At 65.1% G+C, this 18340-nt stretch carries 16 protein-coding genes; 7 read left to right on the top strand and 9 right to left on the bottom strand.

Annotated elements, in window-relative coordinates:
• Positions 1 to 513 precede the first annotated feature (513 nt).
• From hemC to U5782_RS06000, 3 genes are all read left to right on the top strand, one after another.
• Positions 514 to 1566: a hydroxymethylbilane synthase gene (hemC, locus tag U5782_RS05990; RefSeq protein ID WP_322042902.1), complete on the top strand. Its 1053-nt coding sequence runs from the start codon at positions 514 to 516 to the stop codon at positions 1564 to 1566.
• A 113-nt stretch (positions 1567 to 1679) separates the two neighbouring features.
• Complete coding sequence (gene hemDX / locus U5782_RS05995) at positions 1680 to 3791, top strand: fused uroporphyrinogen-III synthase HemD/membrane protein HemX (protein ID WP_322043087.1); 2112 nt, start codon at positions 1680 to 1682, stop codon at positions 3789 to 3791.
• A gap of 3 nt (positions 3792 to 3794) precedes the next feature.
• The gene (locus U5782_RS06000; RefSeq protein WP_322042903.1) at positions 3795 to 4994 is read left to right on the top strand and encodes a heme biosynthesis protein HemY; all 1200 of its coding nucleotides are present in this window, start codon (positions 3795 to 3797) and stop codon (positions 4992 to 4994) included.
• A 76-nt stretch (positions 4995 to 5070) separates the two neighbouring features.
• Here the strand turns inward: U5782_RS06000 and U5782_RS06005 are convergent, their stop codons facing one another.
• The 3 genes from U5782_RS06005 to U5782_RS06015 form a co-directional block, all read right to left on the bottom strand.
• Positions 5071 to 6390 (bottom strand): MFS transporter, encoded by a 1320-nt coding sequence (locus U5782_RS06005; protein ID WP_322042904.1) that lies wholly within the window; start codon positions 6388 to 6390, stop codon positions 5071 to 5073.
• Positions 6391 to 6547: 157 nt separating this feature from the next.
• The gene (locus U5782_RS06010) at positions 6548 to 7306 is read right to left on the bottom strand and encodes an SDR family oxidoreductase (RefSeq protein WP_322042905.1); all 759 of its coding nucleotides are present in this window, start codon (positions 7304 to 7306) and stop codon (positions 6548 to 6550) included.
• 34 nt (positions 7307 to 7340) lie between these two features.
• A complete protein-coding gene (locus tag U5782_RS06015) occupies positions 7341 to 8780 on the bottom strand; it encodes an aldehyde dehydrogenase family protein (RefSeq protein WP_322042906.1) in 1440 nt (479 codons plus the stop codon).
• A gap of 2 nt (positions 8781 to 8782) precedes the next feature.
• On the opposite strand from U5782_RS06015, the gene U5782_RS06020 reads away from it, so the two are divergent.
• Both U5782_RS06020 and ppa read left to right on the top strand, forming a co-directional pair.
• Positions 8783 to 9034: a hypothetical protein gene (locus U5782_RS06020; RefSeq protein WP_322042907.1), complete on the top strand. Its 252-nt coding sequence runs from the start codon at positions 8783 to 8785 to the stop codon at positions 9032 to 9034.
• A gap of 116 nt (positions 9035 to 9150) precedes the next feature.
• Positions 9151 to 9678 carry an inorganic diphosphatase gene (gene ppa, locus U5782_RS06025; protein ID WP_322042908.1) on the top strand — a complete coding sequence of 176 codons (528 nt, stop codon included), beginning with the start codon at positions 9151 to 9153 and terminating at the stop codon, positions 9676 to 9678.
• Between the two features lie 72 nt (positions 9679 to 9750).
• Here the strand turns inward: ppa and U5782_RS06030 are convergent, their stop codons facing one another.
• Together U5782_RS06030 and U5782_RS06035 are read right to left on the bottom strand one after the other, a co-directional pair.
• Positions 9751 to 10089, bottom strand: a complete 339-nt coding sequence (locus U5782_RS06030; protein WP_322042909.1) for a GIY-YIG nuclease family protein — start codon at positions 10087 to 10089, stop codon at positions 9751 to 9753.
• A gap of 60 nt (positions 10090 to 10149) precedes the next feature.
• Complete coding sequence (locus U5782_RS06035) at positions 10150 to 11322, bottom strand: GNAT family N-acetyltransferase (protein WP_322042910.1); 1173 nt, start codon at positions 11320 to 11322, stop codon at positions 10150 to 10152.
• A gap of 261 nt (positions 11323 to 11583) precedes the next feature.
• Between U5782_RS06035 and U5782_RS06040 the strand changes: the two genes are divergently transcribed.
• Together U5782_RS06040 and U5782_RS06045 are read left to right on the top strand one after the other, a co-directional pair.
• Positions 11584 to 13665, top strand: coding sequence for an NAD(+) synthase (locus U5782_RS06040; RefSeq protein WP_322042911.1), 2082 nt, complete (start codon positions 11584 to 11586; stop codon positions 13663 to 13665).
• 94 nt (positions 13666 to 13759) lie between these two features.
• On the top strand, positions 13760 to 14098 hold the full coding sequence (locus U5782_RS06045) for a P-II family nitrogen regulator (protein WP_027816588.1): 339 nt from the start codon (positions 13760 to 13762) through the stop codon (positions 14096 to 14098).
• Positions 14099 to 14283: 185 nt separating this feature from the next.
• Here the strand turns inward: U5782_RS06045 and U5782_RS06050 are convergent, their stop codons facing one another.
• The 4 genes from U5782_RS06050 to U5782_RS06065 form a co-directional block, all read right to left on the bottom strand.
• Entirely contained in the window at positions 14284 to 15435 is a 1152-nt protein-coding gene (locus U5782_RS06050; protein ID WP_322042912.1) for a porin, read from the bottom strand.
• A gap of 603 nt (positions 15436 to 16038) precedes the next feature.
• Positions 16039 to 16821, bottom strand: a complete 783-nt coding sequence (locus tag U5782_RS06055; RefSeq protein WP_322042913.1) for an ABC transporter ATP-binding protein — start codon at positions 16819 to 16821, stop codon at positions 16039 to 16041.
• Between the two features lie 16 nt (positions 16822 to 16837).
• Positions 16838 to 17551: an ABC transporter permease gene (locus tag U5782_RS06060; protein ID WP_322043088.1), complete on the bottom strand. Its 714-nt coding sequence runs from the start codon at positions 17549 to 17551 to the stop codon at positions 16838 to 16840.
• Between the two features lie 41 nt (positions 17552 to 17592).
• The gene (locus U5782_RS06065; RefSeq protein WP_322042914.1) at positions 17593 to 18282 is read right to left on the bottom strand and encodes a histidine ABC transporter permease HisQ; all 690 of its coding nucleotides are present in this window, start codon (positions 18280 to 18282) and stop codon (positions 17593 to 17595) included.
• Positions 18283 to 18340: the final 58 nt, after the last annotated feature.

The following is an 18340-nucleotide window of genomic DNA, read 5'->3' on the forward strand; positions in this document are numbered from 1 at the left end:
GTTGTTTGGGGACTGCCAACTGCATGGCCGCGGCGGGGACCGCGACTCAGGTACTTCGGGTGTTGCCTGGAGCGGATGGGCACGCCATCCTGTGCTAGCTGCGCTGCATTGTGCCGCGCTTTTTGCTGCGCTTATTGCCTGAATCTCGTGCGCTCATCGTCTGATCATTTCGCCCTGCCGCACGTGCGGTTTAAAGGGATCAATCTGATCGAACGAAGCACATTGCAATCTGTCTGCAAACGTCGAAGAAAACGTGGAGCGTATCGGGCGCAGGCTTTGCTGGGAAGCGGTCGCTTAAAGTGGACCGCATGGCGGAAAAGGGGAGAATGGCCGATGCGCCTGTCGCGCGCGTAAAACGCGCGGGCGCACACGGCTCCTGTTCGAGCCTCGTCTCTTCCTTGCCGCCGCACGCGCCTTGCTCACCGCTTATCGGGGATGCCGAAAAAGGGGCGCGTGCTAACATTGCCTGTTATCCGATTCTGTTTTTCGAACCCGTCATTCGATGTGCTTGCCATGAATTCCGAGACGTTATCCGCGCCCATGTCGGCCACACCGCGCACGCTGGTCATCGCTTCGCGAGAGAGCCGCCTCGCGATGTGGCAGGCCGAACATGTGCAAGCTGCGCTGCACAAATTATATCCATCCTGCGAGGTGAAAATCCTCGGAATGACCACCCGTGGCGATCAAATTCTCGATCGCACGCTGTCGAAAGTCGGCGGTAAGGGTCTTTTCGTGAAGGAACTGGAGCAGGCGCTGGCCGAAGGTCGTGCCGATCTCGCCGTGCATTCGCTCAAGGATGTGCCCATGGAGCTGCCCGAGGGCTTCGCGCTCACGGCCATCATGGAGCGCGAAGACCCGCGCGACGCCTTCGTTTCCAACGACTACGACTCGCTCGCGGCGCTGCCGCCGGGCGCCGTGGTCGGCACCTCCAGCCTGCGTCGCGAGTCGATGATTCGCGCGCGCTATCCGCATCTGGATGTGAAACCGCTGCGCGGCAATCTCGATACGCGTCTGTCCAAGCTCGATCGCGGCGATTACGCGGCCATCATCCTCGCGGCGGCGGGCCTCAAGCGTCTGGGCCTCGGCGCGCGCATCCGCGCACTGTTGGCGCCCGAGGATAGTCTCCCGGCAGCGGGGCAGGGCGCGCTCGGCATCGAGATCCGCGCCGACCGCGCCGATGTCGCTGCATGGCTTGCGCCGTTGCACGACGACGCCACGGCAAAGGCCGTAGAAGCCGAACGCATGGTCTCGCGCGCATTGGGCGGCAGTTGCTCGGTGCCGCTCGCGGCCTACGCGCAGTGGCAGGACGGCAAGCTCGCGCTGCGCGGCACCATCGCCACGCCCGACGCGAGCCGCGTGCTGGCCGCCGAGGAAGCCACCGCGCCCGCCACGGTGGAAGAGGCCGTCGCACTCGGGCGCAAGGTCGCCGACGACCTGATCGCCCAGGGCGCGCTCGACATCGTGCGCGCGCTCGCCGAAGCCGGTCCCGACGAGCAGCGCGTGCCGAATGCCCCTCCGTCGGCGTCGGGCGCCAGCGGTTCGAACAGCGACGCGGACGGACGATGACGAGCCCCTGGCAGTCGCGCCGCGGCGGCGCTCCCGGTTCGGCCCAACCCGACGAGTGGGGTGGTCCGGCCGATGGCGCGCAGCCTGATGACCCGACGGGCCAGACGGACCAGATGGGTCGCAGCGGCCACGCTGGCGAGCCGTTCACGGTCGTCATTACCCGGCCGGCCGGTCAATCGGACACGCTCGCTGCGCAGCTCGCCGCACGCGGCCTCAAGCCGCTCGATTTCCCGCTTATCGCCATCGCGCCCGTGCGCGACGATGCTGCGCTGCGCGAGGCGCTTGGCGCGCTCGACCGCTATGCGCTGGTGGTCTTCGTCTCGCCCAACGCTGTCGACCGCGCGTTCGATTGCTACAGCGCGATCTCGTCGATCTGGCCACATGCGCTGCCAGTGGCCGTAGTCGGGCCGGCCAGCGTCGCCGCGCTCGCGCGCCGGGGCGTGGCCGCGCCCGAACACCGCGTCATCAGCCCGGCTGGCGCCGCCGACGAGGAACCGGCCCGCTTCGACTCCGAATCGCTGTACGCAGCGCTCGAAAAGACGCTCGGCGCGAACGCCTTCGCGGGCAAGCGCGTGCTGATCGTGCGCGGCGACGGCGGGCGAGAATGGCTCGCCGACCGCCTGCGCGAAGCGGGCGCCGAAGTCGAGGCCGTCGCCGCCTATCGCCGTATCGTCCCCGAGCCGCCGATCGGCGCATGGGCGTCGGTGCATGCGCTGCTCGAAGGCGCGCCGCACGCCTGGCTCGTGACCAGCTCCGAGGGTGTGCGCAATCTCGACGAACTCGCACGCGAGCACCTCACGGCGGGCGAAATCGTCGAGCTGCGCCACGCCCGGCTGGTCGCGCCGCATCCGCGCATCGCCGAGACGGCGCGCTCATTGGGTTTTGATAGGATTACGGTGTCCGGCGCGGGCGACGAACGCATCGTCGATACGCTGACCGGACTCGCATCGTCCCTGTCGGCATCCTCGGTTTCTCCCGATGTTTTTTCGGCCGCGCAGTCCGCGGCTCAACCGGCTCAGAACACCCCGGCCTCGCCGCCGGCACAACCACGCATGACTGATCAGAACGATTCCAGCCACGTTCCCAATCCAGGCGCCTCGTCGGCTTCGTCTTCCGCGTCTGCGGTGACCTCCTCGCAGTCCACGGCGCGGCCAGCATCGTCTTATTCCTCCGCGCCGACTACGCCGCCCGGCGGCTCGAACACGCGCCGCAGCGGCGCGGGCTCCGCGATCCTCTGGCTCGTGGTGGTGCTCGTCGCGGCGGGCGCGGGTGCGGGCGGCTACGCGCTCAACCGCAAGCTCGACCGCATGGATGCGGCGCTCGCGCAGCGCCAGCAGGCCGCCGACCAGCAGACCGCCGCGCTGCGCGCGCGCGCCGATCAGGCCGTGAGCGGCGCCCAGCAGATCGACAAGCAGATGTCGCAGCTCGAAGGCAAGATCGCCGACGCGCAGACCTCGCAGCAGGCGCTAGCTCAGCAATACGCCGATCTCGCCAAGAATCGCGACGACTGGACGCTCGCCGAAGTCGGCCAGATGCTGTCGAGCGCGAGCGAGCAGCTTCAACTGACCGGCAACACGCAGCTCGCGCTGTTCGCGCTGCAAAGCGCCGACACGCGCCTCGCCGCCTCGGCCAGCCCGCAGGCGCTCGCGGTGCGCAAGGCCATCGCGCAGGACACCGACAAGCTCAAGGCCGCGCCGTCCACCGATCTCGCGGGCATGGCGATCAAGCTCGACACCGCGCTCGCCGCGATCGACAAACTGCCGCTCGCGGGCGAAGCGATCGTCGCGCACACGAAACCCGAAGCCGCCGCGCCTGCCGACGTCGCCGCGACCGCCGCCGCAACCGGCGAGCCGCGCTGGAAGGCCTGGCTCGACACGTTCGTGACCGGCATCGGCCAGCAGATCGGCAGCCTCGTGCAGGTGCGCCGCATCGACAACGCCGACGCCATGCTCGCGTCGCCCGACCAGGGCTACTTCGTGCGCGAAAACGTGAAACTGCGCCTGCTGTCGGCACGCCTGTCGCTGCTCTCGCGCAACGAAGCCACGCTCAAGTCCGACCTCGCTGCCGCCGACACGGCGCTCGCGCATTACTTCGACGCCAACGCGAAGGAGACGCAGAACGTGCGCGATCTGCTCAAGCAGGTGGATGCCGGCTCGAGCGCGGTTGCACTGCCCACGCTCGACGAGAGCCTGAAGGCGATCCAGCAATATCAGAGCCGGGGGTAAGACATGGCGATCCGTGGACTTCTCTGGCTCGCGCTTCTTTTTGCGGTGGCCGTCGCGCTCGCGACGGTGGGGCGCTTCGACGCGGGGCAGGTGCTGCTCGTCTATCCGCCGTATCGCGTCGATGTCTCGCTGAACCTGTTCGTGGTCGGCATCGTCGTGGCGTTTTTGCTGCTTTACGCGATCCTGCGTTTCGTGCGCAATATCGTGACGATGCCGCGCCGCGTGGCCGCCTATCGGGCGCGTGCGCGCAAGGAAAAGGCCCATTCGGCGCTGCGTGACGCTGTGGGCAATCTCTATGCGGGCCGTTTCTCGCGTGCCGAAAAGGCCGCGCGCGACTCGCTCGCCGACGAGAACAACAAGGGCGCCGCCGGGCTGATCGCCGCGAACGCCGCGCATCGTCTGCATGAGTACGCGCGCCGTGACGAATGGCTCACCCAGGTCGAAGATCCTGAGCTTCAGGAAGCGCGCCTGTTGGCCACCGCCGACATGCGCGCCGATGGCCGCGACGCGGACGGCGCGCTCGCCGCGCTCACCGAGATGCGCACCCAGGGCGGGCGTCGCATCCACGCGCAGCAGATCGCACTGCGCGCGCAGCAGCAGCTCAAGAACTGGAGCGAAGTGCTCAAGCTCGTGAAGACGCTGGAAAAGCGCGAGGCGCTGCATCCGGCCGTGGCGGTGCGCCTGCGCCAGCTCGCGGCGGAGAACCTGCTGCGCGAGCGTCGTCATAACGCCGACGCGCTGCTCGAACTGTGGCATGCGCTCACGCCGGTCGAGCGTCATTCGCCGCGTCTGGCCGATTGCGCAGCCGAACTGCTGATCGCGCTGGAGCGCCAGAACGACGCGCGCAAGATCGTCGAGGAAGCGCTCGCACAGAACTGGGACGCGCGTTTGCTGCGTCGTTATCCGGACACGGCGGGCAGCGACGCGTTGCCGCTTATCCAGAAGGCCGAAGCGTGGCGCAAGGAGCGTCCCGAAGACGGCGACCTGTTGTTCGCATTGGGCCGTTTGTGCCTGAAGCAGCAGCTCTGGGGCAAGGCGCAGTCGTTCCTCGAAGCGGCGCTCAAGTCGGCCAACGCGAACCACAACGAGCCGCTCAAGATCCGCTCGCACCGCGCGCTTGCGCGTTTGCACGAGGAGCTGGGCGATGCTGGCAAGGCGGCTACGCACTATCGCGAAAGCGCGCTGGCGATGAACGTCGTTTGATGCTTCTGTCGACCATGCCGCAATGACAAATGGCCGCTGAAAAGCGGCCATTTTCTTTTGGGAGCTGAGGAAGCGCTCAGCGATTCACCAGCTTCGCCGGCGCACAAAGCGCGAGTAATCCGCCCACGATCAAACAGGCCGCGAGCAGATACATGCCCGAGTCATTGGCCGAGGTGGCCTGCTTGAGCCAGCCCACCGCATACGGGCTCAGAAAGCCCGCGAGATTGCCGATCGAGTTGATGAGCGCGATGCCCGCCGCGGCGCCCGTGCCCGCGAGCCATGCCGTGGGCAAGCTCCAGAACAGCGGCAGCGTGGTGAGGATGCCGATGGTCGCGAGCGTGAGTGCGGCCATCGCGAGCACCGTATCGTGCGCCCACGTCACCGACAGCACGAGACCGAGCGCGCCCAGCGCGGCCGGAATCGCGATATGCCAGCGCCGCTCGCGCATCCGGTCGGCGCTGCGCGCGACCAGCACCATGCCGATCACCGCCGCCCCAAACGGAATCGCCGAAAGCAACCCGATCGAGAGCGCATCCTTCACGCCCGTCGCCTTGATGATGGTGGGCAGCCAGAAACTCACGCCGTAGAGCCCCATCACGAACGAGAAGTAGGTGAGGCTCATCAGCAGCACGCGCGGGCTCGTGAGCACCGTGCGCAGGGGCGGATCTTCCTTGGTGGCGTCCTCGGCGGCGATATTGCGTTGGAGCAGCGCGCGTTCTTCGGCCGTGAGCCATTTGGCGTCGCCGATGCGGTCGTCCAGCACGAAGAACACCAGCACGCCGACGATCACCGAAGGCAGCCCTTCGAGCAGAAACAGCCATTGCCAGCCCTGCCAGCCGTTCGCGCCGTCGAAGGACTTGAGGATCCAGCCGGAAACCGGGCCGCCGATCACACCCGAGAGCGCGATGGCCGTCATGAACCACGTCGTCATGCGTCCGCGCCGATGCGCCGGATACCAGTAGGTGAGGTAGAGGATGATGCCGGGGAAGAAGCCCGCCTCGCACAGGCCCAGCAGAAAGCGCATCACGTAGAACATGGTGGGCGTGGTGACGAACATCGTCAGGATCGACACGAGGCCCCACGTGACCATGATGCGCGCGATCCACACGCGTGCGCCCACTCGATGCAGGATCACATTGCTTGGCACTTCGAACAGAAAATAGCCGATGAAGAAGATGCCCGCGCCGAAGCCATAGACCGCATCGGAGAGATTTAGCGCCGTGCTCATTTGTAGCTTGGCGAAGCCCACGTTCACGCGATCGAGGTACGCGACCACATAGCAGAGCATGAGAAGCGGGATCAGACGCCACGCGACCTTGCGGTAGGTGGCTTCCTCGAAGGCGGGCAGGGGCGCACCCGCGCCCGCGTGCGGCAGGTGATTCGCTGGACTGGCCATGATGTCTCCGTGCGGGCCGCTGGTTTGGCCCGCGTTGTTGCCGTCTTGTTATGGCGGCTATTCGTGGACAAAGCACGACCATTCTATACGCGCCGCCAGGCCCGGACGGCGCGGGAAAACACCAATGCGTCAAGCACTTACGACGCGTTAGTCAGGCTCAGACGCAGCGTCCGCCGTCCACTTCGAGGCAGGTGCCGGTGATGAAGGCCGCTTCGTCCGAGGCCAGGTAGAGGCAGGCGTTGGCCACGTCCTGCGGGGTGGAAAAGCGCCCGAGCGGAATCGTCGCGATGAAGCGCTGGCGGTTCTCGGGCGTGTCGGGCACGCCCATGAATTCGGCGGTCAGGCCCGTATCGCCGATCACCGGATTCACGCAGTTCACGCGAATCCGGTCGGGGCCGAGTTCGGCGGCGAGCGCCTTGCTGGCGACGATCATCGCGCCTTTGCTGCCGTTGTACCAGACGAGTCCGGGGCGCGGCCGGATGCCCGCGGTCGAGGCGATGTTGACGAACGCGCCGCCGCCGCGCTCGCGAAAGTGCGGCACGAACGCGCGCACGCTCCAGTAGAGGCCCTTCACATTGACGGCGTAGACGCGGTCGAATTCGGCTTCGCTGACTTCCATCACCGGCTTGTTGCGATGCGTGGTGCCCGCGTTGTTGACGACGATTTCCACGCTGCCGAAGTCGTCGACGGCCGCTTCGCGTAGTGCGTGCCAGTCGGCTTCGCGCGTGATGTCGCCCTGCACGGCGATGGCCTTGCCGCCCGCGAGGGCGATCTCGCTCGCCACGCGCTGCGCCGCTTCGGCGTTCAGATCGTTGATGACGACGTTGGCGCCTTCGCGCGCGAAGGTCTTGGCGATGCCTTCACCGAAGCCCGAACCGGCGCCCGTGACCACGGCGGTCTTGCCTTTGAGTCGCATGGTGTCTCCGTTTTTTGTGATGTCGCGGTGAGCTTCAGCCGTGGCGGATCGCGATGGTCTTGAGCACGGTGAAGCCGTAGAGCGCTTCGAAACCTTTCTCGCGACCGTGGCCCGACTGGCGCGTGCCGCCGAACGGCAACTCGACGCCGCCGCCCGCGCCATAGTTGTTGACGAACACCTGGCCCGCGCGCACACGCCGCGCGATGCGTAGCTGGCGCGCGCCGTCGCGCGTCCAGATGCCCGCGACCAGGCCGTACGGCGTGCCGTTGGCGAGTGCGAGCGCCTGGGCTTCGTCATCGAAGGGCATCGCGGCGAGTACCGGGCCGAATACCTCTTCCTGCGCGAGGCGGCTTTGCGACGGCACGTCGCGTAGCAGCGTCGGGAGGGCGTAGAAGCCGCCATCGGGCGCGCGGGCGTCGAGCTTGCCTTGCGCTGCCGTAGCGATGCCACCGCGCTGCGCTTCATCGAGGAAATCGCGCACGCGGCGGCGCTGTTTGTCGCTGATGAGCGGGCCGCAGTCCAGATCGGCGCTTGCCGGGCCGACGCGCAATGCGTCGAACGCCGCGGCGAGCCGGTCGAGCAGCGGTTCATACGCGCTGCGCTCGATCAGTACGCGGCTGCCCGCCGAGCAGGTCTGCCCGGCGTTCTGCACGATCGCGGCGATCAGCACCGGCAGGGCGGCGTCGAGGTCGGCATCGGCGAAGACGATTTGCGGCGACTTGCCACCCAGTTCGAGCGTGACCGGCACGTGATGTTCGGCGGCCATCTGTGCGACGTGCTTGCCCGTGAGCGGCGAGCCGGTGAACGAGATGTGGTCGATGCCCGCGTGAGCCGCGAGCGCGGCGCCCGCCTCGTGGCCGAGGCCCGTGACGATATTGAGCGCGCCCGGCGGCAAACCGGCTTCGCGCGCGAGCGCCGCCACGTGCAAGAGCGAGACGCAGGCGTCCTCCGCGGGCTTCACCACGCAAGCGTTGCCCGCCGCGAGCGCCGCGCCGACGCTGCGCCCGAAGATCTGCATCGGGTAGTTCCACGGCACGATATGGCCCGTCACGCCGTGCGGCTCGCGGATCGTCAGCACGGTGTAGCCGGCCTGGTAGGGCAAGGTCTCGCCGTGCAACTTGTCGGCGGCGCCTGCGTAGAACTCGAAGTAGCGAGCCAGTGCGGCGGCGTCGGCGCGGGCCTGCTTGAGGGGCTTGCCGGTGTCCTGGGCTTCGATCTGCGCGAGGGTTTCCTTGTCGCGCGCCACGAGACCCGAGAGCGCGAACAGCAAGCGTCCGCGTTCGGTGGCGGACAGCGCGCCCCAGGCGCCTTCATAGGCCGAGCGTGCGGCTGTGACCGCCGCGTCGATGTCGGCGGCGTTGCCGCGCGCGATCTGCGCGAAAGGCTGGCCAGTGGAGGGATCGAGCGCGGCGAGGGTCTCGCCGCTGGCGGGCGGGGACCACTCTCCGCCGATGAAATGCTTCGCTTCTTCCATGCATGCGCCTCGTCAAGGGTTGGAGAAACCAGGGAGGGAAACACGAGCAATGCGATGAGCAATGCGCGAAAACCGCGCAAGAAGGCAAAGATGCTGCGCGCCGGGCGGGCAAGCGCGTGATCGGACTGGCGGGCCGGCCAGTCGATTATCGCGCCAAACGCGGCGGGGGCGTGCCGCAATTCAGGAAACGCTACATCCCGCACAGCGGAACAGGCGAGGGGCATCATCGGAATGCCCTGGCCGATTGGCTATAATGGGCGCCAACCTTCAACGTCCGGTTTCGTGCCGGCGCGCCGCGCGCGGGTCTGCCTTGCGCGCGCCGCCTGGCGTGCAAACCGTCGCTTATTTCCCTTTTCAACAGAGAACGCTCATGAGCTTCGCAAACGTGCCCGCCGGCAAGGATCTGCCGCACGACTTCAACGTCATCATCGAGATTCCGGCGCAAAGCGATCCGGTCAAGTACGAAGCCGACAAGGAAATGGGCGTGCTCGTCGTCGACCGTTTCGTCGGCACCGGCATGCGTTACCCGGTCAACTACGGTTTCATCCCGCAGACGCTGTCGGGCGACGGCGACCCCGTCGACGTGCTGGTGATCACGCCGTTCCCGCTGCTGGCAGGTTCGGTCGTGCGTTCGCGCGCGCTGGGCATGCTGCAGATGACCGACGAGTCGGGCGTCGACGCCAAGCTGATCGCCGTGCCGCACGACAAGGTTTGCCCGATGACGGCCAACATCAAGTCGCTGGACGACGTGCCCGAGTACCTGAAGGACCAGATCAAGCACTTCTTCGAGCAATACAAGGCGCTCGAAAAGGGCAAGTGGGTCAAGGTCGACGGCTGGGCAGGTATCGAAGCCGCTCACAAGGAAATCACCGAAGGCGTTGCGAACGCGCAGAAGTAAGCTTTCGCGAGTTTCGCCACGAAAAAACCGCACGCGCCGCAAGGCCGTGCGGTTTTTTTATGCGTGTGCGATTCAGGCGGCGGGCGTTTGCGCTTCGGGCTGAGCGCTCTCGGGCGGCTCGGCTGGCTCAGGCGGCGGCGGTGGCGGCAGCACCGAATCGAGCGAGCGATCGCCCACCGCGAGCGCGCGCTTTTCGTGCGGACGCAGCCGCTTGACCCAGTATTCGGCGCGCGAAGCGCTCGCGCGGTCGGCCAGCTCGAACTGCGCGAGCACTTGCACCGGTTTGCGCGAACGCGTGTAGCGCGCGCCCGTGCCGTTCGCATGCTGCGCGAAGCGCGCTTGAACATCGACGGCGATGCCCGTATAGACGCTGCCGTCGGCGCATTCGAGCAGATAGAGGAACCACGGCATGTTTCGGGTCGCGATGATGGTCGTTGCCTAAAAAGAGGCGTGGATTATCCCGCGAGCGGGTCAGCTACGGAACGGGTTGTGTTCGTTGAGCTCGTGCATATAGGCGTGAATCTGGTTGGTCTCGCTTTCCAGGAAACGCGCGACCGCATCGGAAAACGCCGGATGCGCGAGCCAGTGCGCCGAGCGCGTAGGCGTCGGCATGAAGCCGCGCGCCATCTTGTGTTCGCCCTGTGCGCCGCCTTCGAACACGTCGAGCTTTTCCTCGATGCAGAATTCCAGCGGCTGGTAGTACGCGGTCTCGAAGTGCAGGCAGGGCACGTGTTCGAGCGCGCCCCAATAGCGGCCGTAGAGCGTGCCGCCCGTGCCGTTCGCGCCGCGTTGATAGACCACGAGCGAACTGGCGATCGGCTTGCCTTCGTACTCGGCGATCACGAGCAGCAGGTTCTCCGGCATGCTCGCACCGATCATGCGGAAAAAGTCGAGATTCAGGTACGGCGACGAAAAATGCTCGCGGTAGGTCTGCCGGTAGCAGCGGCTGAAAAAGCGCCAGTCCTCGTCGCGGATGTCCTCGCCGCGAATGCGCCTGAGCGTGACGCCCGCGTCGCGCACCTTGCGGCGCTCGGCGCGGATGTTCTTGCGCTTCTTTTGCTCGAGCGTCGACAGGAAGTCCTCGAAATCGCGATAGCCGTCGTTGAGCCAGTGAAACTGCACGCCTTCGCGCTGCATCATGCCAAGCTCAGTGAGCGCGCTCGCTTCGTCTTCGGTCGGAAAGAGAACGTGCAGCGACGACACATCGGCCTGCTCAGCGAAGGCGAGCAGCGTGGCGGCCAGGTGACGGCGCGCGGTCTCGTCGGCGGCCAGTAGGCGCGTGCCCTGGACCGGCGTGAACGGCACCGCGCACAGCAGCTTCGGGTAGTACTCGAGGCCGTTGCGCTTGTAGGCGTCCGCCCAGGCCCAGTCGAACACGTATTCGCCGTATGAGTGGCCCTTGAGGTAGACGGGCGCGGCGGCGGCGAGGCGCCCCGTGCGCGAGTCGGTCAGGGTGACGAACTGCGGCGCCCAGCCCGCTTCGGGCGCGGCGCAGCGGGTCGCGTCGAGCGCCGTGAGGAATTCATGGCGCAGAAACGGCGTCGGCTGGGCCTGGCGCGCGAGCAGGGCGTTCCATTCGGCTGCGTCCAGCTCGGACGGTGAGCCGATAATGCCCGTGCGATAATCGAAATGTTCCTTGTCCAACTGGCGTGCCCGTGTTTGCCTGGCTGTGCGGATTCTGTGCGAATTGACCGATGCTGCGACCGATGTTGCGGTCTGTGCGCGGCGCATGGCTCGCATCAGCTTCGAACTCGCTGAACGAATTGAACGGCGCCGCGGCAAACGGTCATGGTAAAGCAAACGACCCGAACGGGTGAGGGCCGCCGCATCGCCGCCCTTGCCCTGATCTTCCGTGTGGGCGCCTATGCCGCCACGCCTTCGAGCTAACGCTTATCGGTTATCGAAATGAAAGAGCGCTTCTTCAATCTCTACTCGCACGGTTTCGCACGCGTGGCCGTGGGCGTGCCGCGTTGCCGCGTGGCCGATCCGGCCTTCAACGCCGAACAGACGCTCGCACTCGCGCGCGAAGCCGCGGCGAAGGGCGCGGCGCTGGTCGCGTTCCCCGAGTTGGGTCTGTCGGCCTACAGCTGCGACGATCTTTTCCATCAGCAGGCGCTGCTCGATGCCTGCGAGCGCGCACTCGCGCAGATCGTGGAAGCGTCGGCCGAACTGCCGCTCGTGATGATCGTCGGCTTGCCGGTGCGCGTGGGGCATGCGCTCTTCAATTGCGCCGCCGTGGTGTCGGGCGGTCGTGTCGCGGGCATCGTGCCGAAGAGCTTCCTGCCGAACTACGGCGAGTTCTACGAGCCGCGCCAGTTCAGCGCCGCCGATAGCGCAAGCGTCGACAGCGTGCGCATCGCGGGCGCGGAAGTGCCGTTTGGCGCCTCGCTGCTGTTCGAGGCCGCGCAGATTCCGGGGCTGCGCTTTCACGTCGAGATCTGTGAGGACGTCTGGGTGCCGATTCCGCCGTCGTCGTTCGCGGCGCTCGCGGGCGCGTCGGTGCTCGTGAATCTCTCGGCTTCGAATGTGGTGGTGGGCAAGGCTGGCTATCGCCATCAACTGGTGTCGCAGCAATCGGCGCGCTGTCTGGCCGCTTATCTCTATACCTCGGCGGGTCAGGGCGAATCGACCACCGATATGGCATGGGACGGCCAGGCGCTGGTCTACGAGAACGGCGAACTGCTCAAGCAGTCCGAGCGTTTTCTCGACGATTCGCACCTGATCTTCGCCGACGTCGATCTCGAACGGCTCCAGCAGGAGCGTATCCGCCAGACCACGTTCGGCGATTCGATCCGCCGCTATGCCGATGAAATCGGGAAGTTCCGCGTGATCCGTTGCGAGCTGGCGGGGCAGGGTGCGTGGACCCGCGAGACGCTCGCGCTCGAGCGGCGCGTGGAGCGTTTCCCGTACGTGCCGGCCGATCCGAAGCGCCGCGACGAACGCTGCAATGAGGTCTACAACATCCAGGTCCAGGCGCTGGTGCAGCGCCTGCAACAGGCGGGCATCAAGAAGGTGGTGATCGGCGTGTCGGGCGGACTCGACTCGACGCATGCGCTGCTCGTCTGCGCGAAGGCGATGGACCGCCTCGGGCTGCCGCGCGCCAATATCCTTGCGTACACCATGCCGGGCTTCGCGACCAGCGAGCGCACGCTGCGCCAGGCGCGCGAGCTGATGAATCTGGTTGGCTGCACGGCGCGCGAGATCGACATCCGCCAGAGCTGCATGCAGATGCTCGAAGACCTCGGCCATCCGTATTCGGCAGGGCAGGAAACCTACGACATCACCTTCGAGAACGTGCAGGCCGGCGAGCGCACGAATCACCTGTTCCGCCTCGCCAACTTCAATCACGCGATCGTGATCGGCACGGGCGATCTGTCCGAGCTGGCGCTGGGCTGGTGCACCTATGGCGTGGGCGATCACATGTCGCACTACAACGTGAACGCCAGCGTGCCCAAGACGCTCATCACGCATCTCGTGCGCTGGGTCGCGGAAACCGGTCAGATCGGCCAGAACGGCGAAAGTGGCGCGGACGTGCTCGAAGCGATCCTCGCCACCGACATCAGCCCGGAACTGATTCCCGGCAAGACCGACGGCGCGCCCGAGCAGAAGACCGAAAGCACCATCGGGCCGTACGAGCTGCAGGACTTCAATCTCTACTACACGCTGCGCTTCGGGTTCGCGCCGACCAAGGTCGCCTTCCTCGCGCGTCATGCGTGGGGCGATCGCGAGGCGGGCGCATGGCCCGAGAACGCCAAGGTCGCGCGCAACGCGTACGACCTCGCGGCGATCAAGCGCAATCTGCGCATTTTCCTCGACCGCTTTTTCCGTACCAGCCAGTTCAAGCGCACCTGCATTCCGAATGCGCCGAAGGTGGGTTCGGGCGGCTCGCTTTCGCCGCGCGGCGACTGGCGCGCGCCGAGCGATTCGGAGAGCGCGGTGTGGCTCGCCGATCTCGATCGCGTGCCCTCGCAGGAGCCGGCGGCTTGACGCGCGCCGGGACGCTCGCGCGCACAGCGTAGAATGACGCCATAGCCGCTTTTACTTATTCACGCAGATAACCCGATACCAGACGAGGATCGCCATGAAACGCATTACCGCCGTCATCAAACCGTTCAAGCTCGACGAAGTGCGCGAGGCGCTCGCCGAAGTGGGCCTCACGGGCCTGACCGTCACGGAAGTCAAGGGCTTCGGCCGCCAGAAGGGCCACACGGAGCTCTACCGTGGCGCCGAATACGTGGTGGACTTCCTGCCCAAGGTGAAGATCGAAGTGGTGGTCGCGAACGACCAGAGCGACCAGGTGATCGACGCGATCATCGGCGCGGCCCGTACCGGCAAGATCGGCGACGGCAAGATTTTCGTCACTGACGTCGAGCGCGTGATCCGCATCCGTACCGGCGAAGAGAACGAAGCGGCGGTCTAAGCCGTCGTTCAGGAAGCTCAAATGAAAGAAGGGGACGGCACCGCTCGCACGGCCCGTCCCCACAATAAAAAACGGTGCGATATCCTTTCGGACACCGCACCGATACGCGCCTCTCGCAGCAGCGTGAAAACGTCGATGTAGCTGTTCTGTCTACACTCGTTGAAGCATCTACACCAGGCAGACGCTTAGAACGAGTGCTGAATGCCTGCGTACACGCCGGTCTGGCTGTGGCCGACGAGCGGGTTGCCCGTTGCAGCCGACGTACCGTAGTTGTTGGCATTCAGACCAAAGTTGGCCGTCTTGCTGTTCTGCACCGTGGCAACCTGCAGGTCGAGCAGCGTGCGCTTGGACAGGTTGTACGAGCCGCCAACCGTGTACAGCGTGGCGTTGCCGCCGCCGTTGTTCGCGTTGACGTGGTAGACCGCCGCGATCAGCGCGGCTGCCGGCGTGGCTTGCCACGTCACACCGCCCCATTCGTGATCGAGCGTGGTCGGCTGGCCGATCAGCTGACCCGTCATGCCGGCCGAGCGAACCGCTTCGTAGCCGCCTTGAACCTTGAACGGTCCGAGGAACACGTTGACCATCGCCATGTAGTCACGCGAGAACGCGAACACGCCTTGTCCGGTGTTGCCCGAGTTCACGCCGGTCGGATCGTAAGCGCCGCCGAGCGTGCCGTTGTTCGGGTTGCGGATTTCGTCGTACAGGCCGCGAACCTGGAACAGCGAGTTCGTGTAGGTCAGCTGGATACCGTCTTCACGACCTTGCGTGGTCGTGCCGTTGCCGTTCCAGCTCGTGGCGTTCGAGAACGAGTATTGGCCGTACACGTCGAAGCCGTAGAACTTCGGCGACTGGTACGAAATGTTGTTGCTCGACTGCGGCCAGTTGCGGCCACGCACGAGCGACGCCGACGACCAGTTCGACTGACCGAACGGGTCGAAGTCCCAAATGCCGTTCGAGATGAACAGTTCGCGACCCAGCAGCAGGGTACCGAAGTTGTCGTTGGCCATACCGACGGTTGCCCAACGATTGAAGAGACCGCCGTTACCCGGGCCTTGACCCGTTGCCGTGCTGAAGCTGCCTTCCAACTGGAAGAGCGCCTTGTTGCCGCCACCGAGGTCTTCAACGCCCTTCATGCCCCAGAGGCTGGTGCCCCAGTAGCCGCTTTCGAGCTGAACCTGGCTCTTGCCGCTGGTCGCAGCGCCCGTGCCGCCGCCCGTGCCAACGCCATTCATGTATGCGATACCCGCGTCGAGGCGGCCATAGAGCGTCACGCTGCTTTGCGCATGCGCGAGGACGCCAGCCGACATCAGTGCTGCGGCGAGCAATGCTTTCTTCATCTTCTCCTCCATACCCTGTCAAAGAGTCAACCTTAGTACTGCGAAAGACGTCCGCGCGCCTTCGGGGTGCTGCGGACAGAAATAGTCGCGTAAGGGAGTGTGACCCGAGGGATCGGCATTACGGAACGATGCGAGCAGGACAACCTGTTCGAGTCGTCATGCAGATCCCCTGGTTGACTGGCATCTCCCGTTCTTATTTGAAGTGAAACTACTTTTAATGAACTTTGTTTTGCTACTTTGGTTACTAATTTAGCAAAAAAGGTCCGTGCTGGCGAACGAAATCGCGCGCGGCTTGGCGGGTGTCGTCAAATTGCCATACGTGCTTCCTGGATGGTGGTCAGGGCAATCTGAAAAGTATGTCTAAATCCTTGTAGGACAAGGCACACATGGATCTTGATGGGGCCGATTCAGGATTGCCACTATTGACGGGCGGTACAGGGAGGAGTAATGCGAAAAGCGTGATTTCGGCGTCAAAAACCGGGCTTTGACGATGGTATTGAAGGGCAAAAGAAAAGGCGCTGAAAGCGCCTTGAAATACTACTTTTACTACATCGCAAGTTGGCGGATGTAGTCGACTACATGGCGTAGCCGCTCATGGGTGGGTCACTTGAGGCTGCCCGAAAGGAACTGCCGCAGACGGTCGCTGCTCGGGTTGGCGAAGACCTCGGCGGGCACGCCTTCCTCTTCCACGCGGCCTTGATGCAGGAACATCACATGGTTCGACACGTTGCGCGCGAAACCCATTTCGTGCGTGACGACGATCATGGTGCGGCCTTCCTCGGCGAGCTTCTGCATCACCTTGAGCACTTCGCCCACGAGTTCCGGGTCCAGCGCGGAGGTGGGCTCGTCGAACAGCATCACGTCGGGGTTCATCGTGAGCGCGCGCGCAATCGCCACGCGCTGCTGCTGACCACCCGAGAGGTGCGAGGGATATTGCTTCTCCACGCGCGGCGCGAGACCGACCTTCTCCAGATAGACGCGCGCGCGGTCTTCGGCTTCCTTGCGCGAGAGGCCGAGCACATGCACCGGCGCTTCGATCACATTCTCGAGCACGCTCATGTGCGACCACAGGTTGAAGTGCTGAAACACCATGGCGAGCTTGGTGCGCACGCGCTGCAATTGTTTGACGTCGGCGGCCTGGAGCGCGCCCGTGCGCTTGTCGGCCTTGGTGCGCACCTCTTCGCCATCGACGAAGATGCGGCCCGAGTTCGGCTGCTCGAGGAAGTTGATGCAACGCAGCATCGTGCTCTTGCCCGAACCGGACGAGCCGATCACGCTGATCACGTCGCCCGCGTTCGCCTTGAGCGAAACGCCTTTAAGGACTTCGTTGTCGCCGTATTGCTTGTGGATGGAATCGACGAAAAGTTTTTGCTTCTGGGAATTCATCTAGGACCTCGATGGCTCACTTGCCTTGCGGTCGCAGGTATGCGAGCCAGCGGCGCTCGGCCTGGCGGAACAGCCACACGAGCGTGAAAGAAATGATCAGGTACAGCATGGCGGCGATGCCGAAGGCGCCAAACGACTGATACGTGGCCGAATTGACGTCGCGCGCGATCTTCAGGATGTCGGGCACGGTAGCCGTGAACGCCACGGTGGTCGCGTGCAGCATCAGGATGACTTCGTTGCTGTAGTAGGGCAGTGCGCGGCGCAGCGCCGACGGCAGGATCACGCGTCGATACAGCGTGAAGGGCGACATGCCGTAGGCGCGCGCGGCCTCGATCTCGCCATAGGGCGTGGCCTTGATGGCGCCCGCGAAGATCTCGGTGGTGTACGCGCAGGTGTTGAGCGTGAACGCGAGCAGCGTGCAGTTCATGCCGCTGCGGAAGAACGCGCTCGTCAGCTCGTGATTGCGGATGATGTCGAGGCTATAGAGGCCCGTGTAGCAGAGCAGCAACTGCACGTAGAGCGGCGTGCCGCGGAAGATATACGTGTAGAGCCACACGAGGCCCGAGAGCCACTTCTTCTTCGAGACGCGCGCGACGGCGAGCGGCACCGAAAGGCAGAAGCCCAGGCCGATCGAAATCACCAGCAGCCACGCCGTGATGGCGACGCCGGTGAAGTGATAGCCGTCGGTGTAGAGATAGTTGCGCCAGTATTGCTGGATCAGCTGGATCAGGTCTTGCATTGTCGTTGGCCTTGTCCTGTGCCTGAGTCGCTTCAGAGATCCGCTTTGCGCACGCCGGTGGAGTAGCGCTTGTCGAGATAGATGAGCACGAAGTTCGAGACGGTCGTGATGACGAGATAGATTGCGCCCGCGAGCAACGTGAAGAAGAAGAACCGCAGCGTGCCCTTGCCGGCGTCCTGGCTGGCCTTCACGACATCGGCCAGACCGATGATCGAGACGAGCGCCGTCGATTTCACGAGCACCTGCCAGTTGTTGCCGATGCCGGGCAGGGCGAAGCGCATCATCTGCGGGAACATCACGCGGGTGAACACCTGCCAGTTGGTCATGCCGTAGGCGTGGCCCGCTTCGAGCTGGCCGCGCGGCACCGAGAGAAACGCGCCGCGGAAGGTCTCGGTGAAGTAGGCGCCGTAGATGAAGCCCAGCACGATCACGCCTGCGAGGAACGGGTCGATGTCGATCTGGTCCATGCCGAAGTGGTCGGTGACCATGTTCAGCCAGATCTGGATGCTGTAGAACAGCAGCAGCATCAGCACGAGATCGGGGACGCCGCGAATGATCGTGGTGTAGGCCGTGCCCGCGCCGTGCACGATGCGGTTTTTCGAGAGCTTCGCCGCCGCGCCGAGCAAACCGAGCACGAACGACAGCACGAGCGAGAGGACGGCGAGCTTGACGGTCTGCCAGGTGCCGGCGAGGATCAGCGGGCCGTAGCCTTGAAGAAACATAGGTGAGTCCCTGACGGGCGCCCTCGAAAACGTGGAGCGCGTCCCGCGAAAGACGCGG

It is taken from the genome of Paraburkholderia sp. J67, from assembly GCF_905220265.1.
Taxonomy (GTDB): domain Bacteria; phylum Pseudomonadota; class Gammaproteobacteria; order Burkholderiales; family Burkholderiaceae; genus Paraburkholderia.

What these genes read in the sequence shown, in the direction of transcription:
- ppa (WP_322042908.1), top strand. Translation starts at nt 9,151, where the DNA reads ATGAGCTTCGCAAACGTGCCCGCCGGCAAGGATCTGCCGCACGACTTC.
- U5782_RS06045 (WP_027816588.1), top strand. Translation starts at nt 13,760, where the DNA reads ATGAAACGCATTACCGCCGTCATCAAACCGTTCAAGCTCGACGAAGTG.
- hemC (WP_322042902.1), top strand. Translation starts at nt 514, where the DNA reads ATGAATTCCGAGACGTTATCCGCGCCCATGTCGGCCACACCGCGCACG.
- U5782_RS06005 (WP_322042904.1), bottom strand. Translation starts at nt 6,390, where the DNA reads ATGGCCAGTCCAGCGAATCACCTGCCGCACGCGGGCGCGGGTGCGCCC.
- U5782_RS06040 (WP_322042911.1), top strand. Translation starts at nt 11,584, where the DNA reads ATGAAAGAGCGCTTCTTCAATCTCTACTCGCACGGTTTCGCACGCGTG.
- U5782_RS06000 (WP_322042903.1), top strand. Translation starts at nt 3,795, where the DNA reads ATGGCGATCCGTGGACTTCTCTGGCTCGCGCTTCTTTTTGCGGTGGCC.
- U5782_RS06065 (WP_322042914.1), bottom strand. Translation starts at nt 18,282, where the DNA reads ATGTTTCTTCAAGGCTACGGCCCGCTGATCCTCGCCGGCACCTGGCAG.
- U5782_RS06010 (WP_322042905.1), bottom strand. Translation starts at nt 7,306, where the DNA reads ATGCGACTCAAAGGCAAGACCGCCGTGGTCACGGGCGCCGGTTCGGGC.
- hemDX (WP_322043087.1), top strand. Translation starts at nt 1,680, where the DNA reads ATGGGTCGCAGCGGCCACGCTGGCGAGCCGTTCACGGTCGTCATTACC.
- U5782_RS06055 (WP_322042913.1), bottom strand. Translation starts at nt 16,821, where the DNA reads ATGAATTCCCAGAAGCAAAAACTTTTCGTCGATTCCATCCACAAGCAA.
- U5782_RS06050 (WP_322042912.1), bottom strand. Translation starts at nt 15,435, where the DNA reads ATGAAGAAAGCATTGCTCGCCGCAGCACTGATGTCGGCTGGCGTCCTC.
- U5782_RS06020 (WP_322042907.1), top strand. Translation starts at nt 8,783, where the DNA reads ATGCGCCTCGTCAAGGGTTGGAGAAACCAGGGAGGGAAACACGAGCAA.
- U5782_RS06015 (WP_322042906.1), bottom strand. Translation starts at nt 8,780, where the DNA reads ATGGAAGAAGCGAAGCATTTCATCGGCGGAGAGTGGTCCCCGCCCGCC.
- U5782_RS06030 (WP_322042909.1), bottom strand. Translation starts at nt 10,089, where the DNA reads ATGCCGTGGTTCCTCTATCTGCTCGAATGCGCCGACGGCAGCGTCTAT.